We start from the raw sequence: 21,034 nt of genomic DNA, 5'->3' as shown, positions 1-21,034 counted from the left end.
TTGGCTTCGAAAGTGGCCCAATAGGATTAAGGGAATCGAACTTACTACTCCTAATCAGCTTTGGGTAAGTGACATCACCTATTGGAGCACAAAAGGATAAGTACTTGTACATTAGCTTAATTACAGATGCATATTCTCATAAGTTGTCGGTTACCACCTTTCCGACACATTGGAATCTGTGGAAACTCTCAAGGCCCTGAAAATGGCTTTACAATCGTTACCTGCTTCAGGTTACTCACTTATTCATCATTCAGACCGGGGAGTGCAATACTGCAGCGAGCAGTATGTAAAGCTATTGCAGGATTATCAGATACAGATTAGTATGACAGAAAACGGAGATCCCAAAGAGAATGCAATAGCAGAGCGTATCAATGGGATACTCAAACAAGAGTATCTAAACTACTATCGGGCAACCGATTTAGCAGACGGAAGAATCCTGCTGGAAAAAGCTATTGAGCTTTATAATACCGAAAGGCCACATATGAGCAACGGTATGCTAACTCCTGCTGTAGTACATTCCGAAATGATCAGTACAAACAAACTATGGAAAAACTATTATCAGAAAAATCGTAAGCTTGTAAAGCTATCTTAGGACTAGTGGAAATCCGTAAAGCTATCCTAGGATTATATCTTTAACCTGTAAACTTTTTTTTAGGACGAGACACCCTTAGTACCATGCGTTCCCCCTAATCCCCTAAAATTTCTTAATTTCCCCTCTCAAATTCCTCACACACATGAGTTTTAGAAAAGTTGCCATCACCCTTGTCCTTACAGGCATTGTTTTACTTTCTGCAGCAGCCCTTGCTCCCTTCCTTTTTAAGGATAAAATCCTTGCTGAAGTTAAAAAGTCAATTAATACGAATGTAAATGCTAAGGTTAACTTCAAAGAGGTTGATTTCACGCTGATCAGTTCCTTTCCATACCTGGGGGTAGATCTAGATAGTCTTACCATCGCCGGAATTGACAGTTTTGCGACTGATACCCTGGCCAATATCCCTCGCCTACACGTGAACCTGGACGTCATGAGCGTAATCAAGGGGGAGAGTTACCAGATCAAGTCGGTAAAGCTCCAGGAGCCACGGATCTATGCCCGTGTGTTGAAAAGCGGAAAAGCAAACTGGGACATAGCTAAAGCCGATTCTTCGGAAGCGGCTGATGCAGATACTTCACAAACCAAATTGAAAGCTGCCTTAAAGAACTATGAGATAGAAAACGGCAGGATTGTCTATGATGATGCGTCTCTGGGCTTCTTTATGGCGATGGACAGCCTAAATCACGATGGAGACGGTGATTTCACACAAGATCTGTTTACGCTGAATACTTCTTCAACCATTGAAAAACTAACAGTAAAATACGCCGGCATTCCCTACCTGAGCAGGGTAAAACTCTCGGCGGATCTGCCCATTGAGATTGATATGAAGCAGATGAAGTTCAGTCTGGGTGCAAACAAGATCAACTTGAACGAGCTCATCCTTTCACTCAGTGGAAGTCTGGCAATGCCGAATGCTGATGATATGCTGGTAGATGTAAAGTTTAACGCGGCGCAGTCGGACCTGAAAAACTTCCTTTCACTGATACCTGCCCTATACTCTTCGAGCTTTAAAGATATGAACGCCAGCGGCAAGTTTGGTTTCGAAGGAAAGGCCAAAGGTACCTACAACGAGAAATCCCTACCGGCTTTCGATCTGCATTTCCTGATTGCCGATGGAAAAGTAAAATACCCCGGACTAAGCTCGGCTATCAACAATATCGCCGTAAAGGCCGATATCGAAAATCCTGACGGGGTGCTAGATCATACCATCGTAAACATCCCGTCTTTCCACCTGGAGTTTGGCACCATCCCGCTGGACGGGAAACTGCTCGTAAAAAATCCCGTTAGTGATCCCTTTGTGGATATGGTGTTGAAAGGAAAATTGGATCTGAAACAGCTGACCACTATTTTCCCCATGCAGGGAATGAACCTTAGCGGGATAGTGGATGCCGATGTAAAAGCAACCGGAAACAAATCTTCAGTAGATAAAGGCCAATACCAGAATTTCAAGATTTCCGGCTTCCTGGTAGCTAACAATTTCAATTACTCGGGACAGCAGGTACCTATGCCGGTGAGCGTTCCATCTGCGAAAGTCACGTTTAATCCCAAAAATATCAGTCTTACGAACCTCTCCGCGAAGGTAGGCAAGAGCGACTTCCAGGCAAACGGAACGCTGGACAATTACCTGGAATATGTCTTTAAAAAGGATATTCCGCTTAGAGGGAAGTTTAACGTACGTTCTGGTTTATTGGATGTAAATGAGCTGATGGGACCTTCAACTCCAGGTACCAGCAAGCAGGCCGACACAGCCAAGCTGACAGTTATTGAAGTTCCTGCTAATATTGATTTTGCGCTTTCTGTAAATGCGGGGCGGGTGTTGTATGATAATTACGATATCCAGAATGCTGCAGGGAGCTTACAGGTAGATCAACAGACCCTCTACTTCAAAGACATGAAGCTGGATATGCTCGACGGACGCCTGAGCATGAACGGTTCCTACGCCAGCACTGATGTTAAAAAACCAAAAGTGAACATTGATTTTGGCATCGAAAAGATGAGTATCCAGAAGGCCTTCAGCACCTTTAATACGATAAAACTGCTGGCTCCCGTTGCTAAATATACCAGCGGTACTTTCTCCACTAAGCTTTCCTTCAACTCTGAGCTTGATCAGCACATGATGCCTCTCTACTCTTCTGTCAATGTTGAAGGGATTACCAACATTATCCAGGCAATTGTGCAGGGATTTGAACCCTTAAACAAGCTTTCTCTTGCTTTGAATACGGATAAACTTCAGAAGCTGGAACTGAATAACTTCCTGACCAAGTTCAAGATTGAGAACGGCCGACTCAACGTAGCACCTCTGACCATTAAGAAGGGCGACTTTTCCATGCTGGTAGAAGGTTTCAACAGTCTGGATCAGAGCATGAGCTACAAGCTGGCAATGAACGTTCCGCGGGCTTACCTGGGCACCAAAGTCAATGCAGCGGGCAACGCCTTGCTGGCGCGCTTTAACTCGAAAACAGGATCAGCGGTAGAGCTGGGAGAAACGGTGAAAGTGAACGCGCTTATGACCGGCACGGTGCTGAAGCCAAGTATTAAGATTACCTCTGTAGCCGATGATACCCGCAACGAAGTAAAAACAGCCGCCACTCAGTTTGTAGATACAAAAAAAGCAGAACTGCAGGCAAAAGCACAGCAGGAAGTAAACACCCTTGTGGAAAAGTCAAAAGCTCAGGCGCAGCAACGAGCCGACACCCTAAAAAAGCAGGTACAAACGAAGGCCGCGGAACAGATTAAGAATAAACTGGGAGGCTTTATCAGAAAGAAGCAGACTACATCGGCGGATACGGTAAGGTAGGAACGAACTTCTTCTAGAAAATTCTGGGTAATAGGCTTGTCTTTTTGGAGGCAATGCTTCCCAGACATTAAATAATCAATTCGATTTATTTCAGTAGTTTCGTTAATAAAACCTTAAGAAATGGAAGCCATTCTAGACCTACTCTTTGCTGCATTGAGCACCGGAGGCCCTTCTCAAAAGAGAAAAGCTGCTGTACGCCCTTATTACTATGCCTTTGTGGTTACTGCAAGTGTTTTTGTAGTGTGGATGGCTGTGGGGTAAGGGCGAGGTCGGTATTTACAGATTTTAGTGCTGAGGATCCGGGCAGAGCCGAATGGAGTAAACAGTGCTTATAAACGGGACATGAAAAATAACGACTACTATGAGTACCTGGCAATAATACAACCAAACAGGAAAGTTAGGGATGATGTTATGGACATGAAAATCCGTTGTAAAAGGCAATACTGGTGGGATGCTGCCGTTTCGTCCAAACCTCATTTTACTGTATTTAACATCATTCAACCGGCTTTCAACGAAAGTAGGTTAACCGCTTGTTTGCAAAGAAATGTCAGTAATATTTCGCCATTTCAAATAGAGCTCTCCGGTTTTGATTGTTTTCATAAAACTACTTGTACGCTATATGTGAGATTGAAAGACGAAAACCCCTTTAGCGAAATGACACGATACATTCAGAAATCGTGCAGTCCAGTACTGAAGCATGTAAAAGGAAACCCTCATCGCTTTATAAAAACAGGTCATCTAACTGTTGCAAAAGGAATCCCAAAAGCAGAATTTAAGGGACCGTGGGAAAGTTGGAAAGATCTGGAATATCAATCTACTACAAATGCAGATCGTCTCCTATTGTTAAGAAGGTCGTTCAGGATAACCAAAGAGAGATTCGAAATTATGAGTGATCTCCCTTTTCTAAGAAAAGGAATTTTAGATGTTCAGACAAGTTTATTTTAGGGGAAAGACCGGAGCTGCTCATTTGCTCCCATTGGTACTCCCGAAATACTACTAGTTCCATGAAACAAAAAACCCAGCAGAACTATACTTCTACTGGGTTTTACGTAGCCCCGACGGGAATCGAACCCATATCTAAAGTTTAGGAAACTTCTATTCTATCCGTTGAACTACAGGGCCATTCGATTTACGATTAAGTGATTTTAAAGTTACGATTTACTAAACCGCTACTACCACTTATCAACGGTATTTCATGTGCAAATGTGCAAATTATTAAAGAAATAATCTACCTCATTTGCACATTTACTTCCAGGCTATCTTACCACTGAACCGTTCCCGGTTTGACTTGTCGGCGATACAAAGCTCAGTTTCCCGTCCGCATCTTCAGCCATCAGGATCATTCCCTGGGAAATGATCCCTTTAATCTCCCGTGGTTCAAGATTCACCAGCATGCTCACCTGCTGTCCGATGATTGCTTCCGGTTCAAAGAACTCTGCGATCCCGGAAACTACAGTCCGCTGATCAATACCGGTATCTATCTTCAGCTTCAAAAGCTTCTTTGTCTTTGCTACTTTTTCTGCTTCCAGGATCGTTCCTACACGAATATCCATTGCCAGGAATTGCTCGTAGTTAATGTTCTCTTTAGCGGGCGCCACTTCTACCTGCGCCGGAGCAGCAGCAGTTGCTTTTGCCTTCAGTTTTTCCAGCTGGCGGTCGATCACTTCGTCTTCTACTTTCTCAAACAATAGCTCGGGTGCATTTAGCTTATGCCCCGCAGTAAAAGTTATTTCCTCATCGTACGACAAGACTTCCTTGTTGAAATTCAGCATTCCAAAGATCTTTTTGGAAGCCGTAGGTAAAAATGGCTGCATCAGGGTCCCTAAGTGACCAATGATATGCAGGCAATTCTGCAATACCTCGCGTGTAGCCTCCGCATCCGTTTTAAACGTTTTCCAGGGCTCTTTATCAGTCAGGTACTTATTTCCAAAACGGGCAAGATCCATTACAATTGACAATGCCTGCCTGAACTTAAAGTTCTCAATCGCTGTCTCCACGTCATTGTAGGTGTTCTCCAGCTGCGACTTGATTTCCTGATCTGCCAGTTTTCCGGCAGATTCTCCTACTTCACCCTGATAATACTTGTGCATCAGGATCATCACCCGGTTTACAAAATTACCCAGGATGGCTACCAGCTCGTTGTTCACGCGGGCCTGGTAATCTTTCCAGGTGAATTCACTATCGGATGTCTCCGGAAGGATAGAGGTCAGCACATAACGCAGCTCATCCTGCTTCCCCGGGAACTCCTCCAAGTACTCGTGCAGCCATACTGCATGATTCCTTGAAGTTGACAATTTATCGCCCTCCAGGTTCAGGAACTCGTTAGCGGGTACATTATAAGGCAAGATATATTCTCCGTGTGCATGAAGAATTGAAGGAAAGGTGATGCAGTGAAACACGATATTGTCCTTCCCAATAAAGTGGATCAGACAAGAATTATCTTCTTCGCTCTGCTGCTTCTTCCAATACAGATCCCAGTCCTTTCCATTGTCCAGGGCCCACTGCTTAGTAGCAGAAATGTATCCGATAGGGGCATCCATCCAAACGTAAAGCTTCTTTCCTTTCGCCTCCTCCAGCGGCACATCAATTCCCCAGTCGAGATCCCTGGTCATCGACCTCGGTTGCAAGCCCGACTTCAGCCAGGAGCTGCACTGCCCGTAAACGTTCGGTTTCCACTTATTTTTCTTATCCTCCAGTAGCCATTGCTCCAGCCAGGGTTGGTATTTATCTAAAGGCAGGTACCAGTGTTTCGTAACTTTCAACACCGGCGCTTTCCCACTAAGGGTAGATACAGGATTAATCAGATCGGTCGGATTAAGAGAAGTACCACATTTCTCACACTGATCGCCATAGGCCCCTTCACTCTTACAATTCGGACAGGTCCCCGTAATATAGCGGTCGGCAAGAAATTGGTCGTACTCTTCATCGTAATACTGCTCGGTTTCCTTCTCCACGAACTCTCCTTTTTCATACAGATTCAGAAAAAACTCCTGCGAAAGATCGTGATGAATAGGGGCTGAAGTACGATGATATATGTTGAAGGCGATACCGAAATCCTCAAAACTCTTTTTTATCTGATAATGATATTTATCGATAATCTCCTGCGGAGTAGTGCCTTCCTTCTTTGCTTTGATAGTAATGGCCGCGCCATGCTCGTCCGAGCCGCAGATAAAGGCTACATCTTTCTTCTTTAGCCTTAAATGGCGAACAAAAGTATCAGCCGGAATATACGCGCCGGCCAGGTGACCGATATGTAAAGGGCCATTTGCATAGGGAAGTGCGGATGTTATCGTAAATCTCTTAAACTTATCCAGTTCTGACATTTTTGTATTCTTAATTTCCGACAAAGATAATATTTCAAAATATGCTGAAGTATTTCTTGCCAGTAAAGGATAGGCAGCCGCTATTAATTCTGCATATTTGTAGTTTAAGCACTTGTGTCCTTTATGTACAACGCTCCTCCCTTACTGAAGAAAGGGGATAAGATTGCCATTACTTGTCCCGCAAAAAAACTTCCTCATGGAATAGAATCAGCCATAGACCTATTAAAGAGCTGGGGATTGGAAGTTGTTTTAGGGGATACCATTAATGCTTCGCACCATCAATTTGCGGGTGATGACGACTTAAGAAGAAGAGATTTCCAGAAATTTCTGGACGACGATTCTGTTAAAGCTATAGTTGCAGCCCGTGGCGGCTACGGTACGGTGAGAATTTTGGATGATCTGGACTTCAGGAACTTTCAACGACATCCGAAGTGGATTATCGGATTCAGCGACATCACCATTCTCCATAGTCATATTCACGCCTGCTATCAAATCCAAACCATTCATGGCCAGATGCCGCTTAATGTACCAGACGGCACTAAACCCTCCCTTGAATCGCTACGGACGGCTCTTTTTACCGGCGAACTGCATTATGAGTACGAGAGTGCCGTGCTTCAGAAAAACGGTGAATCATCGGGAGTTCTGATAGGTGGAAATTTAACACTTTTGGTGATGGCTTCCGGATCAGTATCGGAGATGGATTTTGATGGTAAGATCCTATTTATCGAGGACGTGGGTGAATATCTCTATTCGCTGGACCGGATGATGTATCAGCTCAAGAGAGCAGGGAAGCTGAACAATTTGAGGGGCTTAATAGTTGGAGCTTTTTCGGACATGAAAGACAGTGATCCTCCTTTTGGCGAGTCGGTAGAAGAGATTATCCTAGAAAAAGTGAAGGATTACGAATATCCGGTATGTTTTAACTTCCCGGCAGGACATATTTCTGATAATCATGCACTTATTTTCGGAAAAAAGGTAAATTTGTTCGTAAAGGGGTTTCATACTAAAGTTTCATTCACCAATGCTTAATCTGAATAACAGTAAGGCATCATAAAAATCTAATGATGCGCTCGACTCTCACAATTTTTATATTGCTGCTTTCCGGAAACTTGGTTGGTCAGGTCAAACACTCTGGCGACCTGGAAGGTGCCCTTTTGATCCCCGTTAATACCTCGAAAAGCTTTAAACAGGAAGTCCGCGGCTTTGGCCGGAAACAGGAAATTGGCTTACATAAGAACCCTCATCTTTTCGAAGCAGAAAGAAATACGACCTGGCTTAAACTTGCTATCCCCCAAAGCGGAACTTTTATATTTGAAATCAAACCGCACCTAGTTACTGATGACTTTGACTGGATGTTGTTTTCGCAGAGCAGGACGCTAGCGACAGCTCTTTTGAAGGGTTCAGCCAGTCCTTTGCGCAGTAACAATGCCCGAACAGATATTTCCCTAAAAGGTAAAACCGGTTTAAAGGAAGGATTCACTAACCTTTATGCCAGCCCGGGCCCGGGAAAAAGCTTCTCTAAGCCCCTGGAAGTGAGAAAGGGCGACACGTTGCTTATTGTTATTGACAACGTAAACAGTGGGAAGGGGTTTGATTTCGTAAGCAACCTGAAATTGGACGCAGCAGCGTTGGATGGAAAAATCACCGGTCGGGTAACAAACAGCGCCAACAAAGCGCCTCTCGCGGCCAAGGTAGTTTGTGAGGACGATTCTACGGGAGCGGTTTTATCGCAAACCATTGCGGACAGCAAGGGTAACTACTCAATTAACATTCCATTGGGAAAATCGGTAAATGTTACAGCGCAACATCAGGGGTTCATCTTTAAAACTGCTGATCTCAGGACCAAGGCTAATTCTCAGTTGGATCTGGCTCTTGACCCGATTACGAATTCTGCCCGGCTTACGCTTTACAATATTCATTTCAGCCCTGATAAAGACGTTATACTGCCTGGAGCTGTCCCCGAACTCGAGCGCCTAGTCGACATCCTGCAAAAGGAGCCCGCTTTTGATATTAAAATTATCGGTCACACCAACCACAATCCCTTTGCCGATTCCCGCTACTTGCAGCGCCTTTCTTTCAATCGTGCGATTGCAGTTAAAAAAGTGCTACTGAAGTCCGGCGTTTCAGACGAGCGAATTTCCTGCTCGGGTATGGGCGGAAAGAGCCCGCTTACCAACAGTAGAGTAGCAGAAGAAGCTATTAAAAATTTACGGGTAGAAGTGGTTTTGGTGAAGAGGGAGGAGTGAAGGACCTATAAGACAAAGGGGCTGAAATAATTGAAATTCAGCCCCTTTGAATACTAGCAATTTTTATTGCCTTTTATTTAACTTTAATAGTCTCCTTATTAGGGGTTGGTGGCCCACCAAACCGGAACATTTTGCTCAATTGGCTGAGCATTAGGATTATTTTGCCGCTCAGTTTGTGGAGTAGGGAATCTTACCGGGATGTATTCACGAATTGCCCCAGCAGAACCTGGTCTGGGAGTTAGGTTAGGAATACCCGTTCTTCTCCAGTCGTTATAAGCCTCCATTTGACCAAACATGGCTTTCCACTTTTCAGTGAGAATCGCCTCTCTGGTAGCTGTCAGTAAATTATATGTTGCTATTGTCGCGCCTGTATTTGTGCCGCCAGTTACATACTGTACGGAAGCACGAACTGCATCATTAAGTGCTCCTGAGGCATTTTGACCCAATCTTTGTCTGGCTTCTGCCTCCAAAAACTTCGCCTCATAGTATGTCAAAATTGGATAATCCTGATCGACATCAAAAAAATCACCGATAGTGGAAGCATCAGAGCTGACCTGCTCATCCGCGATATCGCCGCCAACATATCCACCGCCTTCGACTTCACTTACGAAATAAGGTAATCTAGGATCCGAGTTAGCCTGCATAAGGTCAATAAAGCGCTTGTTGACCACCAAATAGCCTTCCCTTTGGTTTTGGAAAGCGCCCCACTGGTTGAGACTTTCTGAACTATGTTTTGCCTCTAAATTATCAGCATTCGAGGTGAATCCTTTTGATAAATAAGTCAACACATTATTAGCGGAACCGGTAGGGTCTTTTCTTGACAAGCGGTTTGCATACCTTGCTTTAAGGGTCCAGGCCGCTTTAATCCACAGGGCAGGATCGCCACCGTAGATTATGTCGTCATCCCCAGGAACGATTACATTCGCTGTCTCCGGTTTACTCAAATCAGCAATGGCAGCGTCTAACGTTGACTGAATCGTCGTTAGAATTTGTTCCTGAGTATCATAAGTTGGTGTAAAATTACCTTCCATACCCTGCAGGGCATTAGAGAAAGGAACATCTCCCCATAAATCAGTTGCAATACCCAAGTTAAGGGCCATCAACACTCTTCCTATACCAGCGTAGTAAGGATTAGTACTTGAATTATTATCTATGAGGATCTTCGCATTCATTAGTGTACCAGAATACAAACCTTCCCATTGGTTATTAAAATCACCTTCGGTTATGTCGTAATTCTGATAGGCCTGGTATTGTCCGCTGGAACCAGCCAGGTGCTGCACCAACATAGAGGAAAGCCTCGCTAACTCTCCTTCAGCATTTTGAAAGGTATTAACCTCCAGCGCGGTCAACAAACCCGCAGCAGTGGGGTTTGCGGGATTATTGGGACTAATGTACAATTCGTCCCCTTTTCTACAGGAGGAGACAAATACCAGAACCAGTAGAACTAAAATATTAATATTTTTCTTCATAACATCCATGTTTAAAAACCGACCCTTAGGTTGAAAATCAGAGACCTCGTACTAGGGTTATTGAAATAGTCTAATCCGCTTAGATTTTGATCGGAACCAGTTAGGCTTGTTTCAGGGTCAACTCCCTTGTAATCTGTAAATAACAACACATTTCTCATATTGGCACCCAATTCGATATACTGCATAGAAGATTTGGGAAGCACTTTTCTAGTATCGAACCTGTATGACAAGTTAATCGACCGAAGGCGAATCCAAGACCCGTCCTGAACCGATAATTCATTAGACTGACCTCCTCCTCCGAGATAGTTAGAGTAATATTGGAAGCCCGTAAGCTGTGTGGTATTTGGTTGACCTGCATTCGCACCGCTGGCGTAGACGCCGGGTATAACATAGGTCTGATCTCTTGCCTCAGATTCTTTAGTTCTTCCCCTAAAATTTAGGTTTTGCCAAGTACCATTCCAGATATCTCCTCCTTGCCTAATATCCCATAAAAATGAGAAGGAGACGTTCTTGTAGCTGAATGAGTTGTTGATGTTCATAAGCCAATCAGGCAATGGACTACCCACTTCGCTTTGTGTTGCCTCTTTCAAAGGCAATCCGGAACTTGGATTTATTAAAAGGTTACCTTGAGCGTCTCTTTGAAACTTAGCCATATAAAACACGCCGAACGGCTTACCAACAATCGCAAAAGACTGGGGGTCAGAGAATCCGCTTCCTACAGATAGTTCAGTAACTCCGGGAGCCAACTCTAGCACTTCATTGTCGTTGGTGGACCAGTTAACCGCCGCGTTCCAGGCAAAATCTTTTCCTTTAAACACGTCTCCGTTAAGTCCCAATTCTACTCCGGTGTTCCTTATTTTACCAATGTTGTTGTACTTATAGGCGAAGCCTGAGGTAGAAGCAACTGGTTGAGTAATTAATAGGTCTCTTGAAGTTTGATTATAGTATGTTGCATCTAAGCCAATTCTACCATTCAAAAACTTTAGCTCCAAACCAACCTCCCGACCAATATTTCTTTCTGGGACTAAGCCGAAACCACTAATAACATTTGAGATTGCGTAACCGTTCTGCCCCATATAAGGGAAGCTGAAACCGTTCGTCATTCCGTCAGCAATAGTAGGCGTAGTAAAATAGGTTCTATCGTCATACACACCTGGCGCTATGCCGACATTTGAATAGGCAAGACGTACTTTTCCATAAGATAATATATCCTGATTTTTAACCAAGTGAGAAAAAACATAGGAAAGGTCAGCCTTGGGATAGAAAAAGCCCTTAGAATTTTTTCCAAAAGTGGTAGACCACTCGTTACGCCCTGTAAGTGTTAAAAATAGAATGTTTCCATAGTCTAAAGTAACATCTGCAAGGAGCGCTTGGCTATTTCTATAAGTGTCATTATTGCTGACATAGAGCTCCTTGAAACTAGAGAAGTTGTAAAAGTTTGGAATTGAAATGTCCCTACCGCGTTGGAAAGACGATTGGAACTGAGTGTAGTTGATGTTACCCCCTACCAAACCACTAATAGTGAATGGACTGGTTCCGAACTTCTTGTTAAATTTCAACAGTAGATCGGAGTAAAGATTTCGGAAGGAAACATTTGTTCTGTTCATTTGCCCTGAACCATCTCCATAATCGTTACCCCTGGAAGAAAAGGCGTAAATTTGGTTACCAACTGTTCCATACGCATCCGATCCTACCTTTAAAGACAAAGTGAAGGTATTATTTAGCTTCGCATCCCCATAAATGTTTCCAAATATCCGGTCCGTCTCATCGGTGTATGGATTGTTATACGCAGAAAATAGGGGATTATCATAGGAGGCGAAGTAATTATTATTAGTTCCATCTGGATTCTGATAATTGTTAATATCGAATCCAATAGGCATCCTTAGTAGGGGAAGCATTACCCCGGCAAGGTTAGAACCATTTTGAGAGCGGGTTGCAGATGAATTGGTATAGTTCACTGTTCCTCCTACTTTGATTCTCGAACTGAGTTCCGAGTCGCCAGTTAACCGAACTGTATATCGGTCATAGCCTGAGTTTGGAATAATACCGTTTATGTTGGTACTTCCGAAAGAAACTCTAAATGCAGTCTTTTCGTTTCCTCCATTTAAGGATATGTTATTGTTGTAGGATGTTCCCGTTTTAAAGAAAGCATCAGTATTGTCAAAAATCGGAGTTCCTGCCGCTAGTAAGTCCGGCCCCCAACTATTGGGAGTAGCGTTAGTATAGGCTCCACTGGCACCCTGACCGTACCTGTTTTGCAGTTCAGGCAGTTTATTCACATTTTGAAACTCTACTGAACTACTAAAAGTTATCCCAACTCCGTTGCGGGCCCTTCCTCTTTTTGTTGTGTAGATAATCGCACCATTTCCAGCCGCTTGTCCATATAGGGCAGCAGCTGCAGGACCTTTTAAAATACTTACAGACTCGATATCTTCCGGATTGATGTCAATAGCCCTGTTAGACAGTTGCACGCCATAGAGGTTTCCGTTGTATGGGTCGTCTCCGGCTGTGATATTGTTCACATCGTTGTTAACCGGCACCCCGTCTATAACTATCAGAGGCTGATTATCTCCCGAGAATGAAGCTGGTCCCCGTAACACTATTTTAGATGATGCGCCGGGAGTTCCGGCTGAAGAAGTGACCTGAACTCCAGATGCTTTGGCGGCGAGCCCTTGGATGACATTCTGCTCTCCGGATCTTACTAAAGCCTCTCCGGATACTTCTGATACTGAATACCCGATAGATCTTTCCGCTCGAGACACACCAAGAGCGGTCACCACTACCTCCCCAAGTTGCTGAGCATCGGACACTAAAGTTACATTAACAGTGCTCCGCGTTCCTACGTTCACTTCCTGTGTTGTGTAGCCAATGTAGGTGAATACTAAAACTGGGTTTTCTCCGGAGGCACGCAGACTGAAATTACCGTTCGCGCCTGTCTGGGTACCTGAACCTGTTCCCTTTACTCTCACACTTACTCCAGGAAGGGGCAAACCATCTTCCTGAGCTGTTACCGTACCTGTAATGGTACGTTCTTGAGCTAAAACATTTCCAATGAATAGCAACAAGACGGATAAACTTGATAAAAGTTTTCGCATACTTCTTATTAAATTAATGATTAGGCTAAAAATAGTTAAAAATCTTACAGACTTTTCAAGAAAAAAAGATTTTAATTAAAAAAAATAAAATTAATCCTGTGTTTGATAAACTTTTTGTGATCTAAGTCACGTTAACATGACAATGAAACGCCGAATTACGGTTGATAATTGATTATCACTGAAGTGTTGATTTGTTTCTATTTTAACAACTAGAAAATGGGAATGTTTTAAAAGGAAGCGGTGTTAGTGGTAAACTTGCTTACCCTGCTATATGGAATACTAATGATAATGTGTTGAGAAATAATCTGCTCCTTATAAACTAGACTCCCGAATGAGACTATCAATTTGATTTGTTATCAAATGTGGATAAACCTACCTTTCTCTTTCCCCTGTTCCTGATTACATTGTACAAGATAGACACCGCTAGAACAAGACACTGGCTGTCCTTCTAACTTCAACTACAAATACCTCCTTCAAATTAATGATTGAGTAAATATCAAGATATTAACAATTATATCAAAACTTTCCACAAAATTTCTTTTTCTTTCATTTTGCTCCCCCGACGATGATCTATTTCATCATTATTCCGCCTCTTTTTTATAAATACCGTAAAAATGATAATTTATAGTACTTGGTATTGCATAGTACAGTCTTAAACCTATAACTTTGTATTATGATAGTAGAAAACACCCAGACGCAAATGAGGAAGGGGATACTCGAATACTGTATCCTCTCGATTATTTCCAGGGGAGAAATTTATGCCTCGGATATTATCAATGAGTTGAAGACGGCACAGCTACTGGTAGTAGAAGGGACTTTGTATCCCCTGCTTACCCGGTTGAAGAACAATGGGCTACTCAGCTACAATTGGATTGAATCAACCTCCGGGCCTCCCAGGAAATACTACACCCTAACCGCTGCAGGAAAGGAAGTACTTAAGCAACTCGACGTAACCTGGACGGAATTAGTCTATGCTGTAAACACCTCCATCGCCGGAAGAAATATCGAAAACCCGTAGAACGAAACATCATGAATAAAACGATTATCATCAATATAAATGGCCTTGTATTCCATATAGAAGAAGAAGCCTACGAAATCCTTCGATCCTACATGACGGAGGTAAAAAGACATTTTGCCTACACAACTGACAGTCTGGAGATTGTAACGGACATTGAAAACCGGCTGGCAGAAATGTTCAATGAACGGCTTGCTGAACAGAAAAAGCAGGTGTTAGAAATGATAGACATCCAGGAGGTGATAGCAGCGATGGGATCCGTTAAGGATTTTGAACTGCCTGAAGAAGAAAATCCGCTAAATACCGACTCGTACAGAACGGAAAGGAAACTTTTCCGGGATACTGATGATAAATTAGTGGCTGGAGTCTGCTCAGGTCTCGGCTACTATTTCGACATTGAGGCTAAGTGGATTCGTTTGGTAACTGTACTCCTTACACTTACTGTGGGCGTCGCACTTCCTATCTATATTATTCTATGGCTGGTATTACCAAAAGCACTCACTCGTCAGGATAAAATAGCGATGAGAGGAGAGCCTATTACCTTACAAAGTTTTAAGAAAAGTTTCGATGAAGAAATCGGGTCACTTCAGGATAACCTGAATAGGGGTTTTAACACTATCAGTCCGGGAGCCAGCAGGACTGGAGACTCACTCTCTAATGGCATAGACGAGCTTCTTGCCTTTGTTGTCCGCTTTTTTAAAGGCCTGGTAAAAGCCATTGGCGTACTCGTGATCGTGATTGGCGTAATTGTTTTACTAGGGCTAATCTGCGGTCTGCTTTTTGCCATCGGGTTTTGGAATTCGGCCGAACTCAATGCATTTCCAATCAGTGCCATCAATTACGAATACCGGTCGCCCATTTATTTAAGTGCATTTCTACTCTTATTTATTCCACTGATAGCACTGATCCTCTTTGCGATTCGCGTTATCTTCAACAGAAGAATCGTTACCAGAACGGGATCCTTCGCAATGCTTATCCTGTGGCTAACGGGACTAGCAACAGGGGTTTACTACGGATCCAAAGTTGCAGCTGAGTTTAAAGAGGACGCGAAAATTGAGCTGGACGCGGGATTAATTAACTACCCTGCACTGTATCTTAAGCTTAATCCACAAAAACCACTGAGCAAGGACGACAGCTTGAAGCTGAATCTGAACTCAGAAAGATTTCGCGGTAGAATTTTGAACGACGATTATGGCGACGAGTTTGATGAGATGCAGGAATTTAACCTCTTTATCGAGAAAAGTGAAAATGCCGAAACGAAAATTGTAAAAGAGTTTTCGGCAAGAGGACGAACCTTTAAAGCGGCTCTACAAGCGGCACAAAGAACGAGCTATAATTTCATCCAAAAAGATTCAACTATTCTATTTGACAAGTACTTACACCTTAATGGAAAAGGGCTTTATCGGGCGCAGGACGTTAACGTCACCCTAAAAATTCCTGTAAACACCCGTCTAATCATTGACGGCACTTTAAGCAGGCATCTGGAAAACTATCATTTGTGGTACTGTCAACCAGAAGATAGCGACTGGAAAACACCAAGCGAGTGGTTGATGACGGAAGAAGGTCTGAAATGCGTTGACGACAGCCTATACAGAAAGAAGACAGATAAATAGCTCTATATGCTGAGCTTTCTTCTAAAATAATAAATAAACCTTCTGCGAAATACTAAATATTTTAGCATTTTTGTTGAATGCCGTATGAAGAGAATAAAGAATATTTCAAGGGTAGAGGGGCGCAGGTAAATACTCACAATAGGTTCCAGAAAAATAAATATATCACGGAGCATATTGAGGGTTTAGACGAGGAATATCATGAGAATACCCCTACCCAATTCTTTGAAGAAGATGCAAAAAGCATTATAAGCGTAGCAGAAAGTCCGGATATATCCTTTCTCTACTCTATAAATCCATACCAGGGATGCGAGCACGGGTGCTTATACTGCTATGCTCGGAACATCCATGAGTATTGGGGATTTAGTGCGGGACTAGATTTTGAGCGGAAAATAGTTGTGAAACGGAACGCAGCGAAGCTGCTGGAACAGCAGTTCAACAAGCCTAATTATGTTCCGGTTCCCATTATGATGTCGGGCAATACAGATTGCTACCAACCCATCGAGCGAAAGTTGAAGATTACCAGGTCCTTGCTGGAAGTATTTCTTAAATACAAACATCCGGTAAGTATCATCAGCAAAAATAATCTCGTTTGGAGGGATATCGATCTAATCAGAGAGCTGGCTGCCCTGAATCTGGTGCATGTAACGGTTACCATCAATTCACTGAATGAAAATCTGCGACAAAAAATGGAGCCTAGAACGGTGACGGCCAAAAGCAGACTGATGCTAATCAATAAACTAGCATCTGAAAATATTCCCGTGAGATTGATGATGGCACCTATTGTACCAGGATTGAACAGCGAAGAAATTCCTGCGCTAATAAAAGCAGCCGCAGATGAAGGAGTTTCTTCAGCCATATTTACTATTATCAGACTCAATGGGGCTATTGGTGAAATTTTTTCTGACTGGATACATAAAGCTTACCCCGACCGTGCGGAAAAGGTATTGAACCGAATAGCTGATTGCCATGGAGGTTCCCTAAACGACAGCAGGATTGGGAAAAGAATACGAGGAGATGGAAAGATCGCGGAAAGTATCCATCAACTTTTCAACATTTCGGTAAACCGGTTTTTGAAAGGCAGAAGTATGCCCCCGCTTTCCACCGACCACTTTATGCCTGCAGGAGGAAAACAACTGAACATTTTTTAAACAAGAAAAGCGGCTCTGTTAAAAAGCCGCTTTCCCAAAAGTATCATTTGCTCCTAAACTGTTTCTTGATTTTCGACCGATAAAGCCTCATCAACAAGGATTCTTCCGCAATGCTCACACACGATGACTTTCTTGTGCTGACGGATATCCAGCTGGCGCTGAGGAGGAATCTGATTGAAACAACCTGAACATGAATCCCGCTGAATCGTAACAACTGCCAAGCCATTCTTCGAATTCTGGCGCAGGCGGTTGTACGCAGTAAGTAGGCGCTCGTCGATAGTAGTTTCTGCCTGTTTTGCTTTCTCTACCAACTCGTCTTCTTCCTTCTGTGTTTCAGAAGTAATAGTATCTAACTCAGCTCTTTTTACTTCTAAATCTTTTTTGCGATCTTCCAAATCTGCCATCGCTTTTTCGTACACCTGGGTTTTATTGGTGATTTCGAAACCGTGCTCTCTGATTTTCTTTTCACAAACCTGAATCTCCAGACCTTGAATTTCAATCTCTTTAGAAATAGCGTCGTACTCACGATTGTTCTTCACATCGTTCAGCTGAGTCTCGTATTTCTTGATCGCCGCTTGAGCCTCTTTGATCATGTTTTTCCTTGTAACGATAGAATCTTCAAGGTCGTCAAGTTCAGCTTTTATTTTATTTATACGGGTTTGAAGCCCCGCTACTTCATCTTCTAAATCAGCTACTTCCATTGGAAGCTCTCCACGTACCTGTCTGATTTTATCGATTTTAGTATGAATATTCTGAAGGGCGTATAAAGCACTCAGCTTCTGTTCTACGGTTTGTTCCATTAAATTAAATAATTTATTGGGTTTGTATTTTTTTCTGTTAAACGGAGGGCAAAGTTAGGAAATTTTTTTGTAAGAATGTCAAACAATAATTCCTGCGTAAACTGCTCACTTTCAAAATGTCCCACATCTGCGATGATTATTTTTTTCTCCGCATCGAAAAACTCATGGTACTTATAGTCAGCAGTGATAAAAACGTCTGCTCCGGCACCTATCGCCTTTCCGAGCAGGAATCCTCCGGATCCTCCACACACTGCCACGCGCTTCACCTTTTTCCCAAGTAACTCCGTATGCCTGATAACTTTTGCCCCCAGCTGGTCCTTTACAAAATGAAGAAAATCCAACTCCTCAATTTCTTGCTGCAGATCGCCCACCATGCCTGACCCTACGTCGGTGAAAGCATTTGTCAGCGGATATAGATCATAGGCTACCTCCTCATAAGGATGGGCAGTAAGCAGAGCGAGTACCAGTTTCCGTTCATTCTCTACGGGATAAACAGTTTCGATCCGTACTTCAGCTTCTTTGTGAAGTTCTCCAACTTCTCCGACAAAAGCATTTGTGCCTTCCCCTGCTTTAAAAGTCCCAAAGCCGTCTGTATTATAACTACATTCCGAGTACCTTCCAATTTTACCTGCTCCAGCTGAGAACAAAGCTTCTCTAACCCTATCTGCAAATTCTACGGGACAATAAGTGACGAGTTTTTTAAGAATACCTGTCTTAGGCGAGAGGATAGAAGGATTTTTAATCCCAAGTTTCTCGCATATCTTAGAATTCACTCCTGCAAGTACATGATCGAAATTAGTATGAATGGCATAAAGCGCAATGTCATGCTTTATAGCCTTCATCACCACCCGCTCTACATAACTTTTCCTGTTGAACTTTTTTAATCCCTTAAAAACGATCGGATGATGAGATATGATCAGATTTACTCCATTTGCTATCGCTTCATCAACAACCGCCTCTGTACAATCCAAGGAGATGATGGCGCCATTAACCTCCTGGCTCATCTCGCCCACAATTAATCCAGAATTATCATAATCTTCCTGATAAGAGGATGGTGCGATTTTTTCAAGATAGGAGATCAATTCCTGTAGCTTCATCTGTTCTGCCTATTCTTCATCAGTGGTATCCACCAAATCATTCCTTAACACATTTTTAAACCAGCTGATTTTAGCCCAATATTGGATAAAGAAAATGATTTGCAGCAGGCCGATAACGGCGGCGACAGCGGCAAAAGATGATGGTAGGGGTAAAAGCGATGGTATAATAGCAAGACATGATACAATTGCGTAGCTCATCCCTGCCTGATAAGCAGGCTTCTCTTCCACCTCGTATTCCCTGTCCTCGAGTTCATCCGAAAGAGATTTTGACATCCCCTTTACTACTAGAAAGTTAAGAAAAATATTAACGAGCGGTATTAACAGAAACCAAATTAAAGACGGTTGTAATGCTCTGTTTTCAGGTTTAACCAGCTTCAATGTTCGCGAAAGGTTTAAACAGAAGAAAAAAGTTAGAATCAGGCTAATTAATGCCGCGATTCCCAGGGAATATAGAACTTGTGGATCTTGTGGTATCACCCCGCAAAAGTAATAATTAGTTAAACCATCGGACGATCTTTAGCACAAGATTTATTAACAGGCTGACGAGTATCATGGTCGTAATCGGGAAATAGAACTTAAAATTATTACGTTCTATCCTGATGTCTCCCGGCAGATTACCAATCCAATGCAATTTGTTGTGGAAGAAATACACGACGAGGCCTGCAAAGAGAATCAGGCCACCTGCCACAATTAACCATTTGCCTATCTCACTGTTCATTGTTACAACATTCGTCTCACCATACCTGCACTTTCCAGGGCTGCCTTTTCGTTGTTTTCCCGTGCAAGACTTTTATGATTTATGGCATCTACAATTGTACCAATCAAGCAAAGTCCCCCGGTTAATAGATAGAGTATACCCATGCCTATTTGGCCTATCACAAACCTCTCTATCCCTGCCACTCCCAGAAAACCGATTAAGGTCAAAAGTAATATTTCGGAAGGGGTTTTTCGCTTACCAGAGTAAAACATGATAAACTCCCTTGCCTGTGCCTCGGTCATGCTTTCCATGATTTTTTGTAAGAACTGAAATTCCTGAGGAGTGATGTCTTTCAGTGAATAAATTAGTGGTCGGTAATCCATAGCAATTAGGTTATTTTGAGTAAGATAAAAAATACTTTTTAGTTAAAGTATAGATTCTCAAAACCAGAATTGCCAAAGCCGGCAAACCGAAATAGTGCAAGTTGAGGGAAGCTAAAAGTTCACCATGAAGGAGGAATATTATAGATCTTCCCAAACCGCAACCAGGGCACCAGGAAAAACCTGCCATGGAAAAGATACAGAAACTAATATGGGGTCGAGAAGGATCCGCTAGTGCAAGAGCAGCAATAGCGGTTATCCAAACAATCAATTCGAGATGCTTAAGCTGGGGTTTCAACTACAAATTATGCTGTTTGTTCATCAAAGCTAATGAAACAATCACATTAACTACAACAGCAATGATACCGGCAGCTCCAATTCTTTGAAAGTAATCGAGAGTAAGCATGGTAGAGCCGGAATACTGCATATAGATAGCGCCAACGGCGGCATACAATACAAATCCAACTATAATAATTTTAAAGCCTTCCATTATACCTTCAAAAAATTCCAGTCTCCCCCCGTTGTAATTGTTTCTGAAGTTTCTGATGCCCAGAAATAATACAGTAAAGGGAACCAGCACATAAATGTATTCAAGCCAGTGAATGTTGAAGGGGCCGCCTGTAGTCTGGTGATACACGCCCAAAAGGTGCATAATAAAAATATATACCCCTGTAATAGCCCCAACCATCAATCCATATTTCAATGCGTTTTTCATAGTAATATATTTATAAAAAGTGTCGGTTGATGTATTTTTAACAGTTG

At 42.8% G+C, this 21,034-nt stretch carries 18 protein-coding genes, 1 tRNA gene and 1 pseudogene; 9 read left to right on the top strand and 11 right to left on the bottom strand.

Annotated features, from left to right (window positions below):
• Positions 1-154: 154 nt before the first annotated feature.
• The 4 genes and pseudogenes from J4N23_RS19825 to J4N23_RS19810 all read left to right on the top strand — a co-directional run.
• Positions 155-592: pseudogene (locus J4N23_RS19825) on the top strand (transposase); the annotation flags it as partial.
• Positions 593-734: 142 nt separating this feature from the next.
• A complete protein-coding gene (locus J4N23_RS19820) occupies positions 735-3,389 on the top strand; it encodes an AsmA family protein (RefSeq protein ID WP_207429585.1) in 2,655 nt (884 codons plus the stop codon).
• 120 nt (positions 3,390-3,509) lie between these two features.
• Complete coding sequence (locus J4N23_RS19815) at positions 3,510-3,650, top strand: hypothetical protein (protein ID WP_207429584.1); 141 nt, start codon at positions 3,510-3,512, stop codon at positions 3,648-3,650.
• Positions 3,651-3,731: 81 nt separating this feature from the next.
• Positions 3,732-4,334, top strand: coding sequence for a 2'-5' RNA ligase family protein (locus J4N23_RS19810; protein WP_207429583.1), 603 nt, complete (start codon positions 3,732-3,734; stop codon positions 4,332-4,334).
• Positions 4,335-4,439: 105 nt separating this feature from the next.
• Here the strand turns inward: J4N23_RS19810 and J4N23_RS19805 are convergent.
• A tRNA-Arg gene (locus tag J4N23_RS19805) sits at positions 4,440-4,511 on the bottom strand.
• A gap of 134 nt (positions 4,512-4,645) precedes the next feature.
• Complete coding sequence (metG, locus tag J4N23_RS19800; protein ID WP_207429582.1) at positions 4,646-6,712, bottom strand: methionine--tRNA ligase; 2,067 nt, start codon at positions 6,710-6,712, stop codon at positions 4,646-4,648.
• 123 nt (positions 6,713-6,835) lie between these two features.
• Between metG and J4N23_RS19795 the strand changes: the two genes are divergently transcribed.
• The gene (locus tag J4N23_RS19795; protein ID WP_207429581.1) at positions 6,836-7,741 is read left to right on the top strand and encodes an LD-carboxypeptidase; all 906 of its coding nucleotides are present in this window, start codon (positions 6,836-6,838) and stop codon (positions 7,739-7,741) included.
• A gap of 32 nt (positions 7,742-7,773) precedes the next feature.
• Positions 7,774-8,958, top strand: a complete 1,185-nt coding sequence (locus J4N23_RS19790) for an OmpA family protein (RefSeq protein WP_207429580.1) — start codon at positions 7,774-7,776, stop codon at positions 8,956-8,958.
• Between the two features lie 98 nt (positions 8,959-9,056).
• On the opposite strand, the gene J4N23_RS19785 is transcribed toward J4N23_RS19790, so the two are convergent.
• Both J4N23_RS19785 and J4N23_RS19780 read right to left on the bottom strand, forming a co-directional pair.
• Positions 9,057-10,427, bottom strand: coding sequence for a SusD/RagB family nutrient-binding outer membrane lipoprotein (locus tag J4N23_RS19785; protein ID WP_207429579.1), 1,371 nt, complete (start codon positions 10,425-10,427; stop codon positions 9,057-9,059).
• An 11-nt stretch (positions 10,428-10,438) separates the two neighbouring features.
• The gene (locus tag J4N23_RS19780) at positions 10,439-13,522 is read right to left on the bottom strand and encodes a SusC/RagA family TonB-linked outer membrane protein (RefSeq protein ID WP_207429578.1); all 3,084 of its coding nucleotides are present in this window, start codon (positions 13,520-13,522) and stop codon (positions 10,439-10,441) included.
• 673 nt (positions 13,523-14,195) lie between these two features.
• Between J4N23_RS19780 and J4N23_RS19775 the strand changes: the two genes are divergently transcribed.
• The 3 genes from J4N23_RS19775 (at position 14,196) to J4N23_RS19765 (ending at position 17,298) form a co-directional block, all read left to right on the top strand.
• Positions 14,196-14,540: a PadR family transcriptional regulator gene (locus J4N23_RS19775; protein WP_207429577.1), complete on the top strand. Its 345-nt coding sequence runs from the start codon at positions 14,196-14,198 to the stop codon at positions 14,538-14,540.
• A gap of 11 nt (positions 14,541-14,551) precedes the next feature.
• A complete protein-coding gene (locus J4N23_RS19770; RefSeq protein ID WP_207429576.1) occupies positions 14,552-16,150 on the top strand; it encodes a PspC domain-containing protein in 1,599 nt (532 codons plus the stop codon).
• Positions 16,151-16,227: 77 nt separating this feature from the next.
• Positions 16,228-17,298, top strand: a complete 1,071-nt coding sequence (locus J4N23_RS19765; RefSeq protein ID WP_207429575.1) for a PA0069 family radical SAM protein — start codon at positions 16,228-16,230, stop codon at positions 17,296-17,298.
• Positions 17,299-17,351: 53 nt separating this feature from the next.
• Here J4N23_RS19765 and J4N23_RS19760 read toward each other — a convergent pair whose 3' ends face one another.
• From J4N23_RS19760 to J4N23_RS19730, 7 genes are all read right to left on the bottom strand, one after another.
• The gene (locus J4N23_RS19760; protein ID WP_207429574.1) at positions 17,352-18,098 is read right to left on the bottom strand and encodes a zinc ribbon domain-containing protein; all 747 of its coding nucleotides are present in this window, start codon (positions 18,096-18,098) and stop codon (positions 17,352-17,354) included.
• Positions 18,098-19,195 carry a Nif3-like dinuclear metal center hexameric protein gene (locus J4N23_RS19755; protein WP_207429573.1) on the bottom strand — a complete coding sequence of 366 codons (1,098 nt, stop codon included), beginning with the start codon at positions 19,193-19,195 and terminating at the stop codon, positions 18,098-18,100. Before J4N23_RS19755 ends, J4N23_RS19760 begins: the two co-directional genes overlap by 1 nt.
• 9 nt (positions 19,196-19,204) lie before the next feature.
• Positions 19,205-19,468, bottom strand: a complete 264-nt coding sequence (locus J4N23_RS19750) for a hypothetical protein (RefSeq protein ID WP_207429572.1) — start codon at positions 19,466-19,468, stop codon at positions 19,205-19,207.
• A 220-nt stretch (positions 19,469-19,688) separates the two neighbouring features.
• A complete protein-coding gene (locus J4N23_RS19745; RefSeq protein ID WP_207429571.1) occupies positions 19,689-19,913 on the bottom strand; it encodes a DUF2905 domain-containing protein in 225 nt (74 codons plus the stop codon).
• A 2-nt stretch (positions 19,914-19,915) separates the two neighbouring features.
• Positions 19,916-20,275 carry a TM2 domain-containing protein gene (locus J4N23_RS19740; protein WP_207429570.1) on the bottom strand — a complete coding sequence of 120 codons (360 nt, stop codon included), beginning with the start codon at positions 20,273-20,275 and terminating at the stop codon, positions 19,916-19,918.
• A 10-nt stretch (positions 20,276-20,285) separates the two neighbouring features.
• Positions 20,286-20,462 carry a DUF2752 domain-containing protein gene (locus tag J4N23_RS21045; RefSeq protein ID WP_242689299.1) on the bottom strand — a complete coding sequence of 59 codons (177 nt, stop codon included), beginning with the start codon at positions 20,460-20,462 and terminating at the stop codon, positions 20,286-20,288.
• A 108-nt stretch (positions 20,463-20,570) separates the two neighbouring features.
• The gene (locus J4N23_RS19730) at positions 20,571-20,987 is read right to left on the bottom strand and encodes a DUF4199 domain-containing protein (protein ID WP_207429568.1); all 417 of its coding nucleotides are present in this window, start codon (positions 20,985-20,987) and stop codon (positions 20,571-20,573) included.
• Between the last annotated feature and the right edge of the window lie 47 nt (positions 20,988-21,034).

Source organism: Pedobacter sp. SYSU D00535 (genome assembly GCF_017355855.1).
In the GTDB taxonomy this organism is placed as follows: Bacteria; Bacteroidota; Bacteroidia; order Sphingobacteriales; family Sphingobacteriaceae; genus Desertivirga.
This window is presented reverse-complemented; position numbering and strand designations above follow the sequence as displayed.

What these genes read in the sequence shown, in the direction of transcription:
- J4N23_RS19820 (WP_207429585.1), top strand. Translation starts at nt 735, where the DNA reads ATGAGTTTTAGAAAAGTTGCCATCACCCTTGTCCTTACAGGCATTGTT.
- J4N23_RS19815 (WP_207429584.1), top strand. Translation starts at nt 3,510, where the DNA reads ATGGAAGCCATTCTAGACCTACTCTTTGCTGCATTGAGCACCGGAGGC.
- J4N23_RS19810 (WP_207429583.1), top strand. Translation starts at nt 3,732, where the DNA reads ATGAAAAATAACGACTACTATGAGTACCTGGCAATAATACAACCAAAC.
- metG (WP_207429582.1), bottom strand. Translation starts at nt 6,712, where the DNA reads ATGTCAGAACTGGATAAGTTTAAGAGATTTACGATAACATCCGCACTT.
- J4N23_RS19795 (WP_207429581.1), top strand. Translation starts at nt 6,836, where the DNA reads ATGTACAACGCTCCTCCCTTACTGAAGAAAGGGGATAAGATTGCCATT.
- J4N23_RS19790 (WP_207429580.1), top strand. Translation starts at nt 7,774, where the DNA reads ATGATGCGCTCGACTCTCACAATTTTTATATTGCTGCTTTCCGGAAAC.
- J4N23_RS19785 (WP_207429579.1), bottom strand. Translation starts at nt 10,427, where the DNA reads ATGAAGAAAAATATTAATATTTTAGTTCTACTGGTTCTGGTATTTGTC.
- J4N23_RS19780 (WP_207429578.1), bottom strand. Translation starts at nt 13,522, where the DNA reads ATGCGAAAACTTTTATCAAGTTTATCCGTCTTGTTGCTATTCATTGGA.
- J4N23_RS19775 (WP_207429577.1), top strand. Translation starts at nt 14,196, where the DNA reads ATGATAGTAGAAAACACCCAGACGCAAATGAGGAAGGGGATACTCGAA.
- J4N23_RS19770 (WP_207429576.1), top strand. Translation starts at nt 14,552, where the DNA reads ATGAATAAAACGATTATCATCAATATAAATGGCCTTGTATTCCATATA.
- J4N23_RS19765 (WP_207429575.1), top strand. Translation starts at nt 16,228, where the DNA reads ATGCCGTATGAAGAGAATAAAGAATATTTCAAGGGTAGAGGGGCGCAG.
- J4N23_RS19760 (WP_207429574.1), bottom strand. Translation starts at nt 18,098, where the DNA reads ATGGAACAAACCGTAGAACAGAAGCTGAGTGCTTTATACGCCCTTCAG.
- J4N23_RS19755 (WP_207429573.1), bottom strand. Translation starts at nt 19,195, where the DNA reads ATGAAGCTACAGGAATTGATCTCCTATCTTGAAAAAATCGCACCATCC.
- J4N23_RS19750 (WP_207429572.1), bottom strand. Translation starts at nt 19,468, where the DNA reads ATGTCAAAATCTCTTTCGGATGAACTCGAGGACAGGGAATACGAGGTG.
- J4N23_RS19745 (WP_207429571.1), bottom strand. Translation starts at nt 19,913, where the DNA reads ATGAACAGTGAGATAGGCAAATGGTTAATTGTGGCAGGTGGCCTGATT.
- J4N23_RS19740 (WP_207429570.1), bottom strand. Translation starts at nt 20,275, where the DNA reads ATGGATTACCGACCACTAATTTATTCACTGAAAGACATCACTCCTCAG.
- J4N23_RS21045 (WP_242689299.1), bottom strand. Translation starts at nt 20,462, where the DNA reads ATGGCAGGTTTTTCCTGGTGCCCTGGTTGCGGTTTGGGAAGATCTATA.
- J4N23_RS19730 (WP_207429568.1), bottom strand. Translation starts at nt 20,987, where the DNA reads ATGAAAAACGCATTGAAATATGGATTGATGGTTGGGGCTATTACAGGG.